Raw genomic sequence first — 18913 nt, forward strand, 5'->3', positions numbered from 1 at the left:
GGTATGTTATCTGTATAGGAGAAAGTGAACTAAATCACATGTGATCAAAATCACAGGGGCATGTTTGCGATTCTCATACCTAAGGTTGTTGAACAACGAACAGGAGGTACACCATGCCAAATCCGAAAAAGGCGCTTCGGACTGTTTTCCCGCTGTTGATCGTGACGATGCTGCTGCTGCTGGCGGGCTGTGGGGAGCAGGTCATTGTGATGGACCCGAAAGGGCCAATCGGACAAAGTCAGAAAGACTTGATCATCATCTCGTCTGTGCTGTGCGGGATCATTCTGGTGCCTGTACTGCTGCTTACTGCGTTTATTGTATGGAAATACCGGGACAAGCCGGGCAACAAAGCGGCTTATAAGCCTAACTGGTCCCACAGTACCTTGATGGAAACAATCTGGTGGGGAATCCCGATTGTCATCATCGGCGTGCTGGCTGTGGTGACTGTTAAGTATACGTATGCGCTGGAGCCTTCCAAGCCGATTGAGTCCGACAAGAAGGCGGTCACGGTGCAGGTGACGTCGCTCGACTGGAAATGGCTGTTTATGTATCCGGAGCAAGGTATTGCGACGGTCAACTATTTGCAAATTCCGGAAGGTGTGCCGATCAAGTTTGAGCTGACCTCGGATGCGCCGATGAATTCGTTCTGGATTCCGCAGCTCGGCGGTCAGATGTACACGATGTCCGGGATGGCGATGACGCTGTTCCTGCAGGCTGACCATGTCGGCAAATATTATGGCACCGGCGCGAACTTCAGCGGTGAGCATTTCGCCGATATGAACTTTGAGGTTGATGCCGTGACAAACGAGCAATTCCAGAGATGGGTAACCGAGATCAAGCGTTCGACGCCTCCGCTGAGCAAGGCCGGCTACGAGCAGCTCGTATTGCCGGGCAAATCGACGCCACAGCTGTTCTCCGGCTTCCCGGAAGGACTGTTTAATCAAATTGTGAGCAAATATGCGGTTGGGGGCTCTCACGGCGCGCATGCCGGCGGGGCAGCGGAGAGCAAGTCTTCCGCTCCGGCGACGGCGCCAGGTACGACTGCTTCGGAAACTAAACGATAGAAAGGAAGTCCTCCCATGCTGGATAAGATCAAACAGTTCTCGTCCGAGTTTTTCGTGACGGGCGATCCCCTCATCCTCGGGGCGCAGGTAAGTATTGCGATTGCGATGGTTGCCATCGTTTTTGTACTGACTTACTTCAAAAAATGGGGCTGGCTGTGGCGCGAATGGCTGACAAGCGTCGATCATAAACGGATCGGCATTATGTACATCATCTGTTCGATCCTCATGCTGTTCCGCGGCGGCGTGGACGCGCTGCTGATGCGGCTGCAGCTCGCGATGCCGAATATGGAGTTTTTGCAAGCCGATCACTATAACCAGATTTTTACGACGCATGGCGTCATTATGATTTTATTTATGGCGATGCCGCTGATGTTCGGTTTGTTCAACATCGTGGTGCCGCTGCAGATCGGAGCGCGCGACGTCGCTTATCCGTTCCTGAACTCGCTCAGCTTCTGGCTATTCTTCTTCGGGGCGATGTTGTTCAACGTTTCGTTTGTCATCGGCGGCTCGCCTGACGCAGGCTGGCTGGCGTATCCGCCGTTGTCCGAGCTGTCCCACAGTCCGGGCGTCGGGCAAAACTTTTACATCTGGGGGATTCAAGTATCCGGAATCGGGAGCTTGGCGACCGGGATCAACTTTATTGTAACGATCATCAAGATGCGCGCGCCGGGTATGACGCTGATGAAAATCCCAATGTTTACCTGGTCTGTCTTTTCCAGCTGTATCATCATTATCTTTGCTTTCCCGATTTTGACGGTCACGCTTGCCTTGCTGTTCCTTGACCGCTTTATGGGCGCTCACTTCTTTACCTTGGACGGCGGGGGCAACCCGATGATGTATATTAACCTGATCTGGATGTGGGGACATCCGGAGGTGTACATTGTCGTCCTGCCGGCCTTCGGTATATTCTCCGAGGTTGTCTCGACATTCTCGAAGAAAAAGCTGTTCGGCTACACATCAATGGTATTCGCTATGATCAGTATCAGCGTCCTGTCGTTCTTTACCTGGGCGCATCACTTCTTCACGATGGGATCGGGGGCGAATGTAAATGCCTTCTTTGCCATCACCACCATGCTGATCGCCATACCGACCGGGGTTAAAGTGTTTAACTGGCTGTTTACGATGTTCAGAGGTCGCATCCGGTTTACGACGCCGATGATGTGGACGATTGCGTTTATTCCGTGCTTCGTCGTCGGGGGGATGACAGGCGTGCTGCTGTCCGTCGCTCCGGCTGACTTCCAGTTCCATAACAGCTACTTCCTGATTGCGCATTTCCATCAGGTGCTGATCGGCGGCGTTGTGTTCGGCTTCTTCGCAGGGCTGTACTACTGGTGGCCGAAAATGTTCGGCTTCAAGCTGAATGAGCATCTGGGCAAGTGGGCGTTCTGGACCTGGAATATCGGCTTCTACGTCTGCTTTATGCCGCAATATTTCCTCGGCTTGATGGGAATGACGCGCCGCGTCTATGTGTATGATTTCGATATGGGCTGGGGTCCGCTGAACATGGTTTCGACCATTGGCGGCTTTATGATGGGGATCGGCTTTATTTTCCAAGTGTGGCAGATCGCCTACAGCATCAAGAACCACGAGCGCGACACAACAGGCGATGCATGGGGCGGTCGGACGCTGGAATGGTCCATTCCTTCGCCGGCGCCGCTGTATAACTTTGCCGTGCTGCCGGATGTAAAGGCAACGGATGACTGGTGGGAGAGCAAGGAGAAGCATGGCGGCGGCGACAAGGCGATCGCGGCCTTGTATGCGGAGCGGGCGAAGGCCAAGCTGGAGCCGATTCATATGCCGCGCAACTCGGCCATCCCGTTTGTGATGTCATTTTTATGGTTTTTCGTCGGCTTCGGCTTTGTATGGAACTGGATGTGGATGGCGATTCCGGCGCTTGCGGGAGTCGGGATTTGCATGATCGTCCGTTCGTTTACCTATAATACCGACTACTACATTCCGGTGGATGAAGTTAAACGCACGGAAGCAAGCTTACGGGGGGTGAATGTCTAATGGCGCAGGCGACTTCACATGGACATGCGGCCCATGGGCATGATGAGCATCACGAGCATGAGCATGAATCGCTCAAGACATTTGGCTTCTGGATTTTCCTGATTACGGACTGCATCCTGTTCGGGACGCTGTTTGCTACGTATGTGGTGCTGCGCGGCAATACAAACGGCGGACCGACGCCGGAAGAGCTGTTCCTGATGCCGGGCATTATCGCAGAAACGTTCATCCTGCTGACGAGCAGCTTCACGAGCGGTCTGGCTGTGCTGGCGATGCATGCAGGCAAGAAAAATGCGTTGATCGGCTGGCTCGGCGTGACGGCGCTGCTCGGCGCAGCGTTTATTACGCTGGAAGTGACGGAGTTTGTTCACATGGTCGGCGAGGGCGCGACGATAAGCACCAGTGCATTCCTGTCAGCCTTCTACACCCTTGTCGGCACCCACGGGCTTCACGTGTCGCTCGGTCTGATCTGGATGATCGGTTTGATGCTGCAGCTGCGCAAGCGCGGCATTACACCGGTAACGAAACGCAAGGTTGAAGTGCTCAGCTTGTATTGGCACTTTCTGGACGTGGTCTGGATTTTCGTCTTCACGGTCGTTTACCTGATGGGGGTGATGTAAGATGGCAGGCTCCAAAACTTCCCAGCCGCATACGGGCGGACACGGGCATGATTCGCACGGCGCAGGCGGCTCCCACGGCTCGCTCAAGTCGTATGTCATCGGCTTCGCCTTGTCCATCGTGCTGACGATTATTCCGCTGGTGATCGTGCTGAACGGGCTGATGAACCGGACCGGAACGCTGCTTGTCATTTTGCTGGCGGCCATCCTGCAATTCATCGTGCAGCTGCTGTTCTTCATGCACGTGAAGGAAGGTCCGAATGCCAGATGGAACATCATGGCGCTGCTGCTCGGCCTGATTATTCTGGTGACCATCGTCGCAGGCTCGATCTGGATTATGACGTATAACGCCGTTGCGCATTAAGCTGCGCGGCAGTGGCAGTAAGATTTATTTACGCTCAAAACGATGCTGAGGCTTTTGCCCCGGCATCGTTTTTTTGCGTTTTGGAAACCATAAGATAGACATTGACATGAACGTTTTGAACGAATATAATTCAATCATCAGCAAAACGATCACAAACGGTCATTTAATAGAAGGTAATCATCCGTAAACGTTCAAGTGGAAGGGACCTGAATATGTTTAGTGAAGAGAGACAAGGGCTCATTTTAAGCTTGGTTGAGGAGCGCGGGCGGGTAGATTCCCAGGAATTATGCGAGCGGTTCCAAGTTTCGGAATCTACGATCCGCCGCGATCTGCGTGAAATGGAAGAGGCCGGGCTGGTAAAGCGGACGCACGGCGGCGCCATTTCGGTCAAAAACGGTAATTTCGAGCCAAGCTTCACGGAAAAAGAAGTATCGTCGCCCCAAGAGAAGAAAGCGATTGCAGCGAGAGCTGTTGAGCTGATCCGTGAAGGCGATACGATTTTGCTTGATTCGGGCACCACGACGTTTTACATGTTCGAGTGTCTGAGCGCATTTTCGAGGCTGACGGTTGTGACCAACTCGCTGCAGCTGCCGCGTGATCTGCAACTGCCGCAAGGCATTGAAATTATTGTGCTAGGCGGTTCTTACCGCAGCGGGGTGCATTCGCTGGTCGGGCCGATGACGGAACGCTGCCTGGATTTGATCAAAATTGATAAAGCCTTTATGGCAACGAATGGCATGGACTTGGCGGAAGGCTTGACAACGCCCAATATGGTTGAGGCGGATATTAAACGCAAGATGATCAAACGCTCGGACCGTGTCATTTTGCTCAGCGACAGCAGCAAGGTTAATCGGGTCAGCTTTGCCCGATTCGCCGATTGGCGCGACATCGACGTCTGTGTGACCGACAGCGGGCTGCCGCAGGATTTCACCAAGGCGCTGCTGGCGCGCGGGATTGAGCTGCATCAAGTGGAACGAGGAAAAGAGGGATAACATGAGTCAGCAACGGATTGTTACGGTAACGTTGAATCCGTCGATGGACAAGACGATGCTGCTTGGCGAATTGCGGGTCGGCGGATTAAACCGGGTGACGGAGATGCGTCTCGACCCGGGCGGAAAAGGAATCAATGTTGCGCGCATTTTACAAACGTTCCAGGTTCCGGTCGCGGCTACCGGTTTTATGGCGGGCAGCCTTGGCGAACAAATTACGCTGGCGCTCACCGACTTGGGTATTCGCACCGAATTTGTCACGATTCCCGGTGAAACCCGGACAAATCTGAAGCTCGTCGATCAGACGCAACGGGTAACGACAGAGGTGAACGAGCCGGGCTTCACGATTACGCCGCAATCGCTGGCGGAGCTGAATGACCGGATCATGCAGCTGCTGGACGGCGCCGGGGTGCTGGTGCTTGGCGGCAGTCTCCCGCAGGGAGCGGAGCATCGGCTGTATCGCGATTGGATCGCCGCGGCTCAGAAGCGCGGCGTCAAGGCGATTCTCGACGCAGACGGGCCGGCGCTGGCCGCCGGGCTGGAGGCTGCGCCGTATGCCGTGAAGCCGAACCTGTACGAGCTGGAGCAGCTCGTGGGCAAGAAGCTGGAGACGGAGCAGGAGGTGCTGGCTGCGGGCCGCTGGCTGCTGGAGCAAGACGTGCGGCTGGTGATGATTTCGATGGGCGCCGATGGAGCGATTGCGATGAATGACGAGCAGGCGTTTCGCGTCAAACCGTTCCCTGTGCAGGCGCTGAGCACCGTCGGGGCCGGAGATTCGATGGTCGCGGTGATGGCTTATGCGCTGCTGGAGCACAAGCCGCTTGCCGAGCTGGCGAGCTGGAGCACGGCCGCCGGAACGATTACCGCATCCAAGGCGGGAACCCAGGTATGTACATTTGACGAAATCAAGCAGATGGCCGGCCATGTTCAAATGGACCTGATGAATGATCAGGCGAATTGGGGAGGAAAATGAGATGAAGAAGCTGTTGGCTGTTACATCTTGCCCGACAGGTATTGCGCATACGTACATGGCGGCGGAATCGCTGCTGAAAACGGCCGAGGAGCAGGGCGTGCCGCTGAAGGTGGAGAAGCGCGGAGCGCTCGGCATCGAGGATGAGCTCAGCGAGCAGGAAATTGCCGAGGCGCATGCGATCATTATCGCCGCTGACACCGATGTGGCTGAAAGCCGCTTCGCGGGCAAGCCGATTGTGAAGGTTGGCGTTGCGGAGGGGATTAAAAATCCGGCCGGGCTGATCGGGCAGGCACTCGCGAAGGAAGCGGCGGCATCGGCAGCAACAGCGGGCGCAACGGCCGCCGCGCCGTCTGTCAGCCGCAATGCGCAGCGCTCCGGCGCTTACAAGCATCTGATGACCGGCGTATCCAATATGCTGCCGCTTGTTGTGGCGGGCGGTATTATGATCGCGTTGTCCTTCATTTTCGGCATCAAGGCGTTCGAAGAAAAGGGCACGCTGGCGGCCGCGCTGATGAGCATCGGCGGCGGCGCTGCCTTCGCCCTGATGATTCCGGTGTTGTCCGGCTTCATTGCCTTCTCGATTGCGGACCGGATCGGACTTGCTCCCGGCTTGATCGGCGGCTTGCTGGCGAGTCAGCTCGGGGCAGGATTCCTGGGCGGCATCATTTCCGGCTTCCTCGCCGGGTATGTAGCCAAGTGGTTGAAGACGTACATCAAGCTGCCTAAAAGCCTGGAGGGCATCAAGCCGCTGCTCATTATTCCGGTGCTGTCCACGCTGATTGTCGGGCTGCTGATGATTTATGTAATCGGCACGCCGGTCAAAGGAATTATGGACGGGCTGACCGCCTGGCTCACCGGCTTGAATGCGGCCAATGCGATTGTGCTCGGGCTGATCCTGGGCGCGATGATGTCGTTTGACATGGGCGGACCGCTGAATAAAGCGGCATATACGTTCAGTGTAGGGCTGCTGGCCAGTCAGGTATACGGACCGATGGCCGTTGTGATGGCCGCGGGCATGACGCCTCCGCTCGGATTGTGGCTGGCAACGGTCATCGCTAAGCGGAAGTTTACGAAGGAAGAACGGGAAGCGGGCAAGGTTGCTTCGGTTATGGGGCTGGCGTTTATTACGGAGGGCGCGATTCCGTTCGCAGCCGCCGATCCGCTGCGCGTCATCCCATCGACGATGATCGGCTCTGCCGTGACAGGCGCGCTGACGATGATGTTTGGCGTTACGCTTCAGGCGCCGCACGGCGGCGTGTTCGTTCTGGCGATTCCCAATGCGGTGACGCATCTGGCCGCTTACGTGCTTGCCATCGTCGCCGGAACGATTGTTACTGCCGTTTGCGTAGCTTTGCTGAAAAAAAATAAGCCGGACGCGGATGTCTTTGGCGTCTAAGCTATATAAGCCCAAAAAAGCCAAATATGCCAAACAAGATATGAACATGACCATATGGAGGGATCTTTTTATGAACGAAAATCAATTGCTGCATTCCGGGCTTGTCATCCTGGACAGCCAGGCAACAGACCGCGACGCTTGCTTGCGGCAAATGGGCGAGCGTCTGCAAGCGGCCGGTTATGTGACCGATCTTGACGGGTTTCTGGACTCGGTGCTGGCCCGTGAGCAGCACTCCTCGACGGCCATCGGCTTCGGCGTAGCGATTCCGCACGGCAAGTCGGCAGGCGTTGCGAAGCCGGGCATTGCATTTGCCCGCGTGCAGCAGCCGCTGGAATGGAATGCACTGGACGGCAAGCCGGTTGCGATGGCGATTTTGCTGGCGATTCCGCAGGAAGCGGCGGGCAAGGAGCATCTGCGCATTCTGGCTTCGGTATCCCGCAAGCTGATTCATGCAAGCTTCCGTCAGGAGCTGCTGGAGGCAGAGACGGAGGAAGCCGTCGTCCGCATTTTGGAGAGCGCGCTGTAAGCCCGCCCAAGCGGGAAGAAACCGAACAGGAGGGGTAACGATGCAAACAATTACGTTAACGATTATCAATGAAGAAGGCATGCATCTTCGGCCTGCACAAGCGTTGGCCGATGCTGCAATGCGCTTTGATTCCGATATTTATCTGGAGACGGCCGATAACCAGGAGGCCAATGTGAAAAGCGTGCTGAATCTGATCGCGCTTGGACTGGAGAAGGGCTCGCAGGTCAAGCTGACGACGGAAGGCACAGACGAGGAGCAGGCGCTCGCGGAGCTGTCCAGGCTGTTCGAGCAAGGCTTCGGTGAGTAAAATGAGCGAAATCCGGATTCAAGGGATTGGCGTCTCCGAGGGCATCCGCTTCGGCTCGGTGTTTGCTTACGCGAAATCGACCGCCGCGGCGTCTTACCCGGAGAGCATTGACGAAGCGGCGGTGGAGGGCGAGCTGGCCCGGCTGGAGGCAGCGAAGCGCCAGTCGCTCGCCGAGCTGGACGACATTATCGCCCAATCCGAGGCGGTGCTCGGCAAGGAAAAAAGCGCGATCATCCAGGGGCAGCGCAGCTTCCTGAATGACCCGGCCTTCTACGGCGAAATTGTACGCCAGGTCAAGCGCAAGCGCACCTCGCCCGAGCATGGGGTGCAGGTGGTGCTCGCCCAGCTTGCCGCGATGTTTGAGAAGATGAACAACGCCTATGTGAAGGAGCGGATTCATGATGTTCGCGATGTGGCGGAGCGGCTGATGTCGCATTTGCAGCAGGTGGCCTATCCTGATCTGAAAAAGCTGACCGAGCCGGTCATCCTCGTAGCCGACGACTTGACGCCTTCGGTGACGGTTCAGCTTGACCGCAGCGTTATTCTCGGCTTTGTCACCCGGATCGGCGGCGAGACGACGCATACGGCGATCTTGTCGCGCTCGCTTGGCATTCCGGCCGTTGTCGGCGTCGGAGACGGCATTGCCCGTCTGCAGCATGGCGACCGGATCATCCTCGACGGGACGGAAGGCGTCTGTATCGTACACCCGGAGGCAGCGACCGAGGCGGCATACCGCAAGAAGCTGGGGCAGGAGCAGGAGGCGGCGCAGCGGCTGGAGGCTTACAAAAGCTTGCCTGCGCTTACCGCTGACGGCAAGGAAATCGAGCTGGCCGTTAATGTCGGCATGCCGGAGGAAATGCGTGAGGGCATCGTCGAGGAGGCGCATGGCGTCGGCTTGTTCCGGACGGAGTTTCTGTTCATGAACGCCGCCGACTTCCCGACGGAGGAGCAGCAGTTCCGCGTCTACCGCAGCATGCTGGAGGCATGGCGGGGCAAGCCGGTCGTCATCCGCACGCTGGATATCGGCGGCGACAAGAAGCTGTCGTATTGGGAGCTGCCGCATGAGGACAATCCGTTTCTCGGCATGCGCGCAATCCGTCTTTGCTTGCAGGAGCCGGAGCTGTTCCGCACCCAGCTGCGCGCAATTATTCGGGCCAGCGCTTACGGCTGTGTGAAAATGATGTTCCCGATGGTCTCATCAGTGCCGGAGTTCCGCGCGGCCAAGGCGTTGACATCGGACATTATGCGCGAGCTGAAGGCGGAGGGCATCCCGTTTGACGAGCAGCTGGAGATCGGCATTATGGCCGAAATTCCGTCGGTGATCCAGCTCGCGGACCGATTTGCCAAGGAAGTCGATTTTTTCAGCATCGGCACCAACGATCTCGTCCAGTACACGCTGGCGGTGGACCGGATGAATGAGAAGGTTGCGCATTTGTATGACTACTTCCACCCGGCCGTGCTGCGTTCCATTCACCGGCTGATCGAGGCCGCGCATCAGGAAGGCAAATGGGTCGGCATGTGCGGCAAAATGGCCGGCGACTCGCTGGCTGCGCCATTGCTGCTGGCTATGGGGCTGGATGAATGGAGCATGGATGCAGCTTCCGTCGCCAAGCAGAAGTTTACGCTGTCCCGGCTGACCGAGGCGGCGAGCCGCGAGCTGCTCGCCCGCGTGCTGGAGATGGATACAACCGAAGAGGTACGCCAAGCCGTGCAAGCCTTTCAACAAGCGGAATAGCATAGTCCCCGCCGCGGCGTCTGTTGCCGGAATATAAGGACCTGCAGCTTCACGATCCCTGTTCAGCTTCTCTCTGGAGAAGCCGGGCAGGGATTTTTGGTATGGGCCGTCAAAATTTCAACCCTTGATCGAAAGATCGTCACCTCGGCAAACCGGAGCCGATCCGTTACGATAAATAAGCAACCACAAGACAGAATTTGTCGGAATCGGAAAAAAGCAACGGATCGAAAGGGGAATGTACAGATGAAATTGTTGAAAACATGGACCACGGCAGGAACCGCGTTACTGCTGGCAACGGCAATGACCGCTTGCAGCAGCGGCGGGGGAGCAAGCGCACCGGCGGCGACAGAGCCGGCCAAAGCTACAGGCGGCGACAGCAAGCCTGAGACGAAGACGGAGCAGGCGGTCGAGCTGACGTTCTGGTCGCTCGGTACGAACGGCTACGAGAAGTTGGCTGAGGAATACAAGAAAGTCAAGCCGAATGTGACGGTTAAAATCCAGAACACCTCCGACCAGACGGCGCATCACAACAACGCGCTGACGGCACTGGCCGCGGGTAAGGGCGCACCGGACATTTTCATGCTGGAAATCGCGTTCCTGGAGAAGTTTATGGAAGCGAAGGATAAGTTCTACAACCTGAACGACCTGGGCGCCGACAAAATCAAAGGCAATTACCTTGACTGGAAATGGAAGCAAGCCTCTTCGACGGACGGCAAGTTCCAGATGGGACTGCCGACCGATGTAGGCCCGACGGTTGTTTACTACCGCGCAGACTTGCTGGAGCAAGCAGGCATCCCGAATCAGCCTGACACGTTCGGCAAGGAAATCGCTACATGGGAGCAATTCGCCCAGACGGCGAAGAAGTATAAGGAGAAAACCGGCAAAACGTTCGTGGATATGCCGGACCTCGTCTTCAACGGCTTGCGCGACCAGGGCAACGAAATTTACTACAACAACAACGATGAGTTTATCGGCGACAAAAACCCGCAGGTGAAGAAAGCTTATGACTTCACGGTACGCGGCATCAAAGAAGGCTGGGTCGGCAAAAACAGACTGTGGACACCGGAATGGGCCAAGGATACAAATGACGGCGGCTTTGCGGCAATGCTTGCGCCAGCCTGGATGAACGGCGTCATCAAGGGCAATGCGAAGGATACGTCCGGCAAATGGATGATTACGCAAATGCCGGAAGGCTCAGGCAACTGGGGCGGCTCCTTCCTGACGATTCCGAAGGAATCCAAGAAATCGAAGGAAGCGTACGAATTTATTTCCTGGCTGACGAATAAGGATAATCAGCTCAAGTCGTTCGTCAGCAACGGTTTGATGCCGTCGATCCCGGCTGTCTATGATGATCCGGCGTTCAAGGAGCTGAAGGACCCGTTCTTCGCGAACCAAGCGGTTTCCATCGAGTTCGCCAAGGCGGCCAAGACGGTTAAGCCGATTCGTTACGGCAAGCTGCACGATGCTACAGATGCGCTGTTCAAGGAAGGCTTGACCAATGTGCTGGAGAAAAACGCCGATCCGCAAGCCGAATGGGATAGCTCGATCAAGAAAGTTAAAGAGCTGAATAAACGAAGCTAGTCGGATCTTCGGACGATGCAGGTTCACGGCTGCCGTAGGGCGGACGTGAGCCTTGCTTCGTTCGGGGAGCACGCAGGGCAGGTCTGTACACATTCAGCATTCGGAAAAGGAGGAGCGGCATGAATACCAATACGGCAGCACCCGGCGCAGTGATCAAGTCAGGTCCATGGCTGACAGAACGGCGCCGCAGCCGCATTGCGGCTTATCTGTTTATTTCCCCGTTTTTCATTATTTTTTCGGTGTTTGGCATTTATCCGATCTTCTTCACCTTCTACTTGTCGCTGTACAAGTGGAACGGTCTGGGGGATATGAAGTATGTCGGCTTGACCAACTTCGAGCTGGTGCTGACCGACCCGACCTTCTGGGTGGCGTTCAGCAATACATTTATTATGGGCGCGCTTGGCACGATTCCGCAGCTCGTGATTGCGCTAGTGCTGGCGGTTGCGCTGAATTCCGCGTTTATTAAGGGCGTCAAGACGCTGCGGGCGATTTATTTTCTGCCCAATATTACGTCGATTGTTGCGGTTACGCTGATCTTCAGCGCCGTTTTCGCCAACAAGGGGATGGCCAACTATCTGCTGTCGCTGCTTGATCTTGGACCGTATGCGTGGAATGTTCAGGACTGGCCGGTAAAAATTGCGATTGCGATCATGGTCATCTGGCGCTGGACCGGGTACAATGCGATTATTTTCCTGTCCGGGCTGCAGAGCATTCCGACGGATCTGTATGAAGCCGGACGCATTGACGGCGCAAACCGCAGCCAGCTGTTCTGGAGCATTACGGTGCCGATGCTGCGGCCGTTTATTATATTTACGACGCTTGTCTCGACGATCGGCAGCTTGCAGCTGTTTACCGAGCCTTACGTGTTTCTGAGTCAGGGCGGCAGCGGCTCGACCCGCGAGGAAGGCGTCACGATGGTTATCTATTTGTACTCCGAGGCGTTCCGGAACTCGTTTTTCGGCAGCGCGGCGGCAACCGCAGTTGTGCTGTTTTTCTTCACTATTTTGTTCTCCCTGCTTAATTCCTGGCTGTCGCGCCGGATCGGAGGCGAATCCTGATGCCTGTCGGAGAAAATAAAAACTCGATCGGACGTCTGCTGACGTATGTCGTGCTGGTTATCGGAGCCGGCCTGTCAGCGTATCCTTTTTATTGGATGCTTGTCATTGCAACGCGGACGAAGGACGCGGCGTACAGCATGCCTCCGGCGATTTTGCCGGGCGGCGAATTTTTCACGAACCTGTCGCATGCGCTGGAGAAAATCATTTTTTTCCGCGCGTTGTGGAATACATTTGTTGTTTCAGGGACGACGACGGTATCCGTCCTGTTTTTCTGCTCTTTGGCCGGGTACGCGTTCGCCAAGTTTGAATTTCCGGGGAAAAAGGTGCTGTTTGTCATCGTCCTTGGTACGCTGCTTGTACCGCAGCAGCTGAGCGTGCTGCCGAATTACATCTTGATGAGCAAGCTGAGCTGGATCGACTCGTACAAGGCGATTATTGTGCCGGGGATGGTAACGGCGTTCGGCATTTTCTGGATGCGCCAATATATCGCGGCCGGTATTCACCAGGAGCTGATGGAGGCGAGCCGGATCGACGGCTGCAGCCACTTCTATACGTATTGGCGGATCGTTGTGCCGATTATTTTACCGGCTTTTGCAACGCTCGGAATTCTGACTTTCCTGAACACCTGGAATGACTTCTTCTGGCCGCTGGTCGTGCTGAAAAACAACGAAAATTTTACGATCCAGATTGCGCTGCAAGGGCTGTTTGCCCGGAACGATGCAATTGACTACGGAATGATTATGTCGGCGACCTTCCTTGCGACGCTGCCGCTGCTGATCGTCTTCATCCTGTTCAGCAGGTGGTTTATTTCCGGCCTGACGTCCGGCGCTGTAAAAAGTTAGGCGATTCAGACAGCGGAGCAAGCAGGAATCGCGGGCTTCCGGTACGAACCTTATACAGATGACCTACACAGCCTGCCGGGAGGGTTAACCGATGTCGCTGCGCCACAAAATTATGATCGGAGTCATCCTGCTTGTCTGTATCCCTGTGCTGCTGATGGGCGGTGTCACCTACCAGTTGTTCTCTGTTGTCATCGAACGGCAAACCGAGCGCTTCTACGCCAACAGTCTGCTGGAGACGGACCGCAAAATTCAATACGCGTTAAACGAAATGAACGGGGTATCCGATGTAAGCATTACCCAGCCGGTCGTGCAGCAGTTTCTGAAGCGTTCGCAGACCGGACAGGAATGGCGGATGGAAGGGGCGGGCGCGCGCCAGCTCGAAACGGAGCTGAACAATCTGCTGCTGTCCCATCCGCGCATTACGTCGCTGGCGTTGTACAATCAGAAGGAGCTGGTCTACAGCTCGGGGACCGAGAAGGATATTACGATTCAGGCGCTGCGCGCGCAAAGCTGGTATCCGCGCGTCGCTGCGCTCAAGGGCCGGCCGCTCTGGCTCGGGCCGTATGAGAACAAGCTGATCGGCGGACAGCAGCTGACGCATGTCCGGACGATCAAGGACTATTATTCGCTGGAGGATATCGGCACGCTGGTGCTGACGGTCAGGGCGGATGCGATTGACCATATTTTCTGGGAAGCCGGCACGGTGAATGAAGGCGAATTGATGGTTGTAAATAGCGGCGGCACCGTTATTTTCAGCAAGTCGGGCAGCAATCCGGGGCGAACGGTTTCTTTTCCGTTTTTGCAGGCGGAGGAGCCGCCCCCGGCGTATGTGGACGAGTATGAAGGCGTGGAGACGTTTATAACGGCATACCCTTCGCGGGTGGAGGGCTGGTATTTGGCCGCCCTGACGCCGCTTGACAAAATGCAGGAGGAGTCGAAGGGCGTGCGCAATCTGGCCTTCGGGCTGGTAGCGCTGACGCTGCTGAGCGTCGTGCTGTTCGACCGTCTGTTTATCCGCAAGCTGGTGCTCTCGATCATCTCGGTCGTGAAGGCGATGAAGCGCGCCGAGGCGGGCAGCTTCACGGAGGTTGAGCCTGGGCGGGTGCTGCTGTACCGCGATGAGTCCGGCTTGCTGGTCAAGGGCTTCAACCGGATGAGCGGGCAAATTCAGGATTTGATCCGGCGTGTGGAGGAAGAACAGGAGCGGAAGAAAGAGGCGGAAATGCAGGCGCTCGTCGCGCAGATCAATCCGCATTTTATATACAACTCGCTGGAGACGATTAATTCGATGGCGGTGCTGCAGGGTAACAAGGAAATCAGCCGGCTCGTCATATCGCTGGGCAAGCTGCTGCGCATCAGCATCAGCGAGACGCAGCAGCTGGTGCCGATTGCCACGGAGCTGGAGCATGTGCGGCATTATTTATTTATCCAGACGTGCCGGTTCGGCGACAAGCTGCGGTACGAGCTGGAGCTGCCGGACGAGATGAAGCGGTACTTGAGTCTCAAGCTGATCGTCCAGCCGATTGTGGAAAATGCGCTCTACCACGGCATTGAGCCGATGCAGGGGCAAGGCATTATTTCCATACGGGTGCTGGTGGCCGGAGACGATCTGATCGTGGAGGTCGCCGACAATGGACTCGGCATCGAAGGGGCGCGGCTGGAGGAGCTGTTTGCCGAGCGCCGTTCAAGCGCGCCGGCGAATAAAGCGAAGCATCGCGGCGTCGGGATGAAAAACGTCCATGACCGGCTGCGGATTCGCTTCGGCAGCCGCTATGGCATCACGGTATGCTCAGCCGTTTCGGAGGGAACGATTGTCCGCATCCGCATGCCCCGGCAGGAAATCGACGGGCGAGGAGGGAGCTTGTTATGAGTCGAAGCGCAGCGCAGACAGGCTCCGCCGGCCGGAAGGCGACGGCAGGCGGACGAGGAGAGCCGAAGTCTTTGGCAAGCAGAGGAGTGAGGCAGGAGTCCTTTGCACGCGGAAGGCGGTGGCTGAAGTCCGCTGCAAGCGGAGGAGGCCTGCGGAAACGGCTGACCCGACGAGGCGGGGCGCGAGGACGAGTGGTACGAACCAGGCTGATGGTTATGCTGCTCGCGCTCAGCCTGCTGCTAGCGGCTGGCTGCTCGGCCGGGACTCCTGTGCAGGAGGCGGAGAAGATCAGGCTGAGCTTCCGCCATATGTGGATTCAGGATCATGATTCGCAGATGAAGACGATTATTACCGATGCCGTGAAGCAGTTCGAGCAGGAGCATCCGCATGTCCGGGTTGATTTCGAAGGGCTGGGCCAGACGCTGCACCGCGAGCAGCGGTTGAAAAGCGAGATGGTGACCGGCAATCCGCCGGATGTGTTTGTCCTGTTCGGCGGCGCCGAAATCGAGCCGTATGTCCGGGCGGAGCGGCTGATGGACTTGAGCGGCTTCCTGCGGGAAAACGGGCTGTTCGACAAGTTCCATGATCTGAGCTTGTGGCAGTTCGGTCAAGGCGTCTATGGCTTGCCGATCGAAGGGTTTGCGGAGCCGGTGTTTTATAACAAGGAGCTGTTTGCCGAGCTGAACATCACCGTACCGACGGATTGGGATGAACTGGTCGCCGTGATCGGCAAGCTGAAGGCGGCTGGCATCGTGCCGATGGCGCTAGGCAATCAGGATTTGTGGCCGGGTGCGATGCACTACCATTATTTTCTCCAGCGGTATGCGGGCTCAGGCCCGATCGACCAGATTGTGCAAGGCGGCGGCAGCTTTCTCCAGCCTGCTTACGAGCAGGCGACAGAGCGGTTTCTCGAATTCGCCCGGCTGGAGCCGTTCCCGAGCCGCTCGGAGCAGCGCTCGCTGTATGAGGCGGAGCGGCTGTTTCTGGACGGCAAGGCCGGGATGTATTTAAACGGCAGCTGGGAGCTGGCGTTGTTCCAGAGCGGCGACGCGTTCAGCGACAAGGTCGGCGTGTTTAATTTCCCGCGGCTGACGAGAGCCCGCCCGGGGCTGACGGGCGCAGGAGCTGGCAAGCGAAGCGGCGGCGGTCTGGCAGCGTCTGCGGGAACGGAGCAGGAGGCCGGGTCGCGGGCAATGGCTCCGGGCGCGGCAAGGGGCGTTGAGTCAGGCGCGCCGGCTTCAGGGGCCGTGCAAGGATCGGGGGCGGCGAAGGAGGCTGAGGCGGCGGAGCCCAAAGGGAAGCGGACCGTTTCGGCGGACACGTCGCTTGGCCTGGCGAGCGGCTACACGTTCGGCATTGGGCTGTCGGCGAACTTGTCGGGCGAGCGGAGGAAGGCGGCGCTGGACCTGCTCAAGACGATCTATTCACCGGATGTGCAGCGGCGGATCGTCTATGAGGGGTACCGCTTGCCCGCCATGCGGATCGAGGTGGATGAACGGCGGACCGGTCCGGTGTTCAAGCAAATTACCGATTTGCTCAATGCGTCCGAATCGACCTTCGTCCCGTATGACAACATGCTGCCGCCTGCGCTGCAGGCTACGTTTTTCGAGGTGTCCGAAGCGTTGATCGGCGGGCGTCTGACGGCCCGGGAGGCGCTGGAGAAGCTGGAAACGGAGCGCAAACGGTACAACGAGCTCGTAGGGAAATAGACGTTGAGGAGGCCTGGACATGGCTGCGGCGTATCGCGTGCTTCTGGTGGACGATGAACCGATTATTTTGCGGAGCTTGAAGGTAGCGCTGCCCTGGGATGAGCTGAATATGACGGTGGTCGGGGAAGCAGCCAACGGCGAGGAAGGCTTGCGGCTGATCCAGTCGCTGCGGCCGGACATTGTGATCAGCGATATCCGGATGCCGGTGATGGACGGCATTACGATGATGAAGGGCGCGCTTGACCGGCGCTCCTCGCTTGTATTTGTGCTGCTGAGCGGGTACGGCGAGTTTGAATACGCGCGCGAGGCGGTACGTCACGGCGCATTCGATTATTTGCTCAAGCCGGTGGACCATGAGGAGCTGGAAACGGTGATGCGCGAGGCGGCGGCGCGGCTGGAGCAGGAGGCGCAGCAGCGTTCAGAGCGCGAGTATTTGACCCGCTCGGTGCAATCGCTGTCCAGCCTGGTGCGCGAGCGGCTCGTCAGCAGCATGCTGGAGGGCGAGCAGAAGCCGTTTGACCCGGCTTACTGGCTGCCGGATTGGGATATGGAGCATCCGTATGTGATGCTGGTCGCCGCGCTTGACGATACGCTGGAGGTTAACCAGTGGAGCCGGGAGGACCGGAAGCTGTGGTTTTTTGCCGTCGGCAATGTGCTGAGCGAATACGGGCAGGGCTGCGGCGCATTCACGGTGTTTCCGTTCCGAGGCGGCGAATGGGTGATGCTGCTGCAGCAGGCGAATCCGATTGACGCGGAGCGGATCGCTCTGGATCTCGTTACGCTGGTGAAGACGTGCACCAAGCTGTCCTGCTCGGTCGGGATCAGCCGCTCGCATCGCGGGCTGGAATCGTTGTATGCGTGCTACCGCAGCGCGCAGTATGCGCTGCTGGCGCGTTTCGCGGGCGGGCGCGAGGGCGTCTACACCGATACCGGGCACAAGCCCGGCCGCCGGTCCGCAGCCGCGGGCTTGCCGGAGGCCGCCGCGGCTGCGGACCTTGGCTCGGGTGCGGCGGCGGATTACCGCATCCGCCGCCCGGACGGCGCTGCCGGGTTTACCGGCAGCGTGGGGGCGGGACTGGTCCCCCGGTCCGTGACGGGGGACGCGGGGCACGCAAGCGGCGGTCCGGGCCAGTTGCCGGACGCGGGCTTGCCGTCGCTGCTCGGCTGGGAGCAGCGGCTGTGCCGGATGATCGCCAGCTACGACAAGGCCGGCGCGGGCTTGCTCGTCGAGCAAATTATCGACGAGGTGCGCAAGGCGGATTTCCCGCAGGAGGATGCGGCGGCGGCTATTGTTGAGCTGGTCGTAGGCGTCTCCCGCCAGCTGGCCGATTTATGCGGCGAGCCGCTCGGCCGGTTGAAGGAGCTGATCACGGGCATCCCGCTCTGCGGGACGCTGGATGAGACAGAGCTGCTGCTTCGCGGCGCTGTCGCCGATTATATCGACCATACGCCGGGAGCTGTCTCCGGCGAGGAGGAGAAGCGCTCGATCCGTACGGCGCTTGACTATATGGCCGGCCGCTTCCATCATGACCTCAGCATGGATGAAGTGTCGGAGTTTATCGGACTTAGCTGCAGTCATTTCTGCGTGCTGTTCAAGAAGGAGAGTGGCTACACGTTTCTGGAGTATTTGACGAAGCTGCGGATGGAGCGGGCCTGCGCGATTTTGCGGAACACGGATGTAAAGGTTTATCAGATCGCGCCGCTGGTCGGCTATCAGGATGCGAAATATTTTACGCAGGTGTTCAAAAAAATGACTGGTGCAACGCCTTCCGAATACCGGACAGCGCATCGTGCGGCCGGCGAGCGTGATTGAACCTTTTTTCGCTGCAGGCGGGTGAGCGACCCAGACGGACCTGCCCGTACGGACATATGCTA

16 protein-coding genes are annotated in these 18913 nt (G+C 57.6%); all 16 read left to right on the forward strand.

The features are described 5' to 3' along the window. Positions 1-113: 113 nt before the first annotated feature. The 16 genes from cyoA to AC6ROY_RS16285 all read left to right on the forward strand — a co-directional run bounded on the left by cyoA (position 114) and on the right by AC6ROY_RS16285 (position 18851). Positions 114-1064 (forward strand): ubiquinol oxidase subunit II, encoded by a 951-nt coding sequence (cyoA, locus tag AC6ROY_RS16210; protein ID WP_500101611.1) that lies wholly within the window; start codon positions 114-116, stop codon positions 1062-1064. Positions 1065-1079: 15 nt separating this feature from the next. Then, positions 1080-3074, forward strand: coding sequence for a cbb3-type cytochrome c oxidase subunit I (locus AC6ROY_RS16215; RefSeq protein WP_500101612.1), 1995 nt, complete (start codon positions 1080-1082; stop codon positions 3072-3074). After that, complete coding sequence (gene cyoC, locus AC6ROY_RS16220) at positions 3074-3691, forward strand: cytochrome o ubiquinol oxidase subunit III (RefSeq protein WP_500101613.1); 618 nt, start codon at positions 3074-3076, stop codon at positions 3689-3691. Before AC6ROY_RS16215 ends, cyoC begins: the two co-directional genes overlap by 1 nt. A 1-nt stretch (position 3692) precedes the next feature. Further along, positions 3693-4052, forward strand: coding sequence for a cytochrome o ubiquinol oxidase subunit IV (cyoD, locus tag AC6ROY_RS16225; RefSeq protein ID WP_500101614.1), 360 nt, complete (start codon positions 3693-3695; stop codon positions 4050-4052). A gap of 212 nt (positions 4053-4264) precedes the next feature. Beyond that, on the forward strand, positions 4265-5044 hold the full coding sequence (locus AC6ROY_RS16230; protein ID WP_500101615.1) for a DeoR/GlpR family DNA-binding transcription regulator: 780 nt from the start codon (positions 4265-4267) through the stop codon (positions 5042-5044). Position 5045: 1 nt separating this feature from the next. Next, the gene (gene pfkB, locus AC6ROY_RS16235; RefSeq protein ID WP_500101616.1) at positions 5046-6014 is read left to right on the forward strand and encodes a 1-phosphofructokinase; all 969 of its coding nucleotides are present in this window, start codon (positions 5046-5048) and stop codon (positions 6012-6014) included. A gap of 1 nt (position 6015) precedes the next feature. Continuing rightward, complete coding sequence (locus AC6ROY_RS16240) at positions 6016-7410, forward strand: PTS fructose transporter subunit IIC (RefSeq protein ID WP_500101617.1); 1395 nt, start codon at positions 6016-6018, stop codon at positions 7408-7410. A gap of 70 nt (positions 7411-7480) precedes the next feature. Next, the gene (locus AC6ROY_RS16245; RefSeq protein WP_500101618.1) at positions 7481-7936 is read left to right on the forward strand and encodes a PTS sugar transporter subunit IIA; all 456 of its coding nucleotides are present in this window, start codon (positions 7481-7483) and stop codon (positions 7934-7936) included. 40 nt (positions 7937-7976) lie between these two features. Next, entirely contained in the window at positions 7977-8243 is a 267-nt protein-coding gene (locus tag AC6ROY_RS16250; RefSeq protein WP_500101619.1) for an HPr family phosphocarrier protein, read from the forward strand. 1 nt (position 8244) lies between these two features. Continuing rightward, on the forward strand, positions 8245-9978 hold the full coding sequence (ptsP, locus tag AC6ROY_RS16255; RefSeq protein WP_500101694.1) for a phosphoenolpyruvate--protein phosphotransferase: 1734 nt from the start codon (positions 8245-8247) through the stop codon (positions 9976-9978). Positions 9979-10221: 243 nt separating this feature from the next. After that, positions 10222-11559 (forward strand): ABC transporter substrate-binding protein, encoded by a 1338-nt coding sequence (locus AC6ROY_RS16260; protein ID WP_500101620.1) that lies wholly within the window; start codon positions 10222-10224, stop codon positions 11557-11559. A 119-nt stretch (positions 11560-11678) separates the two neighbouring features. Continuing rightward, the gene (locus AC6ROY_RS16265) at positions 11679-12617 is read left to right on the forward strand and encodes a carbohydrate ABC transporter permease (protein WP_500101621.1); all 939 of its coding nucleotides are present in this window, start codon (positions 11679-11681) and stop codon (positions 12615-12617) included. Continuing rightward, on the forward strand, positions 12617-13459 hold the full coding sequence (locus AC6ROY_RS16270) for a carbohydrate ABC transporter permease (RefSeq protein ID WP_500101622.1): 843 nt from the start codon (positions 12617-12619) through the stop codon (positions 13457-13459). Before AC6ROY_RS16265 ends, AC6ROY_RS16270 begins: the two co-directional genes overlap by 1 nt. A gap of 91 nt (positions 13460-13550) precedes the next feature. Then, on the forward strand, positions 13551-15329 hold the full coding sequence (locus AC6ROY_RS16275) for a cache domain-containing sensor histidine kinase (RefSeq protein WP_500101623.1): 1779 nt from the start codon (positions 13551-13553) through the stop codon (positions 15327-15329). Further along, complete coding sequence (locus AC6ROY_RS16280) at positions 15326-17038, forward strand: ABC transporter substrate-binding protein (RefSeq protein ID WP_500101624.1); 1713 nt, start codon at positions 15326-15328, stop codon at positions 17036-17038. The genes AC6ROY_RS16275 and AC6ROY_RS16280 overlap by 4 nt, the downstream gene beginning before the upstream one ends. Before the next feature lie 19 nt (positions 17039-17057). Continuing rightward, on the forward strand, positions 17058-18851 hold the full coding sequence (locus AC6ROY_RS16285) for a response regulator (protein WP_500101625.1): 1794 nt from the start codon (positions 17058-17060) through the stop codon (positions 18849-18851). The last annotated feature ends 62 nt before the right edge of the window (positions 18852-18913 follow it).

It is taken from the genome of Paenibacillus sp. sg306046, from assembly GCF_059821225.1.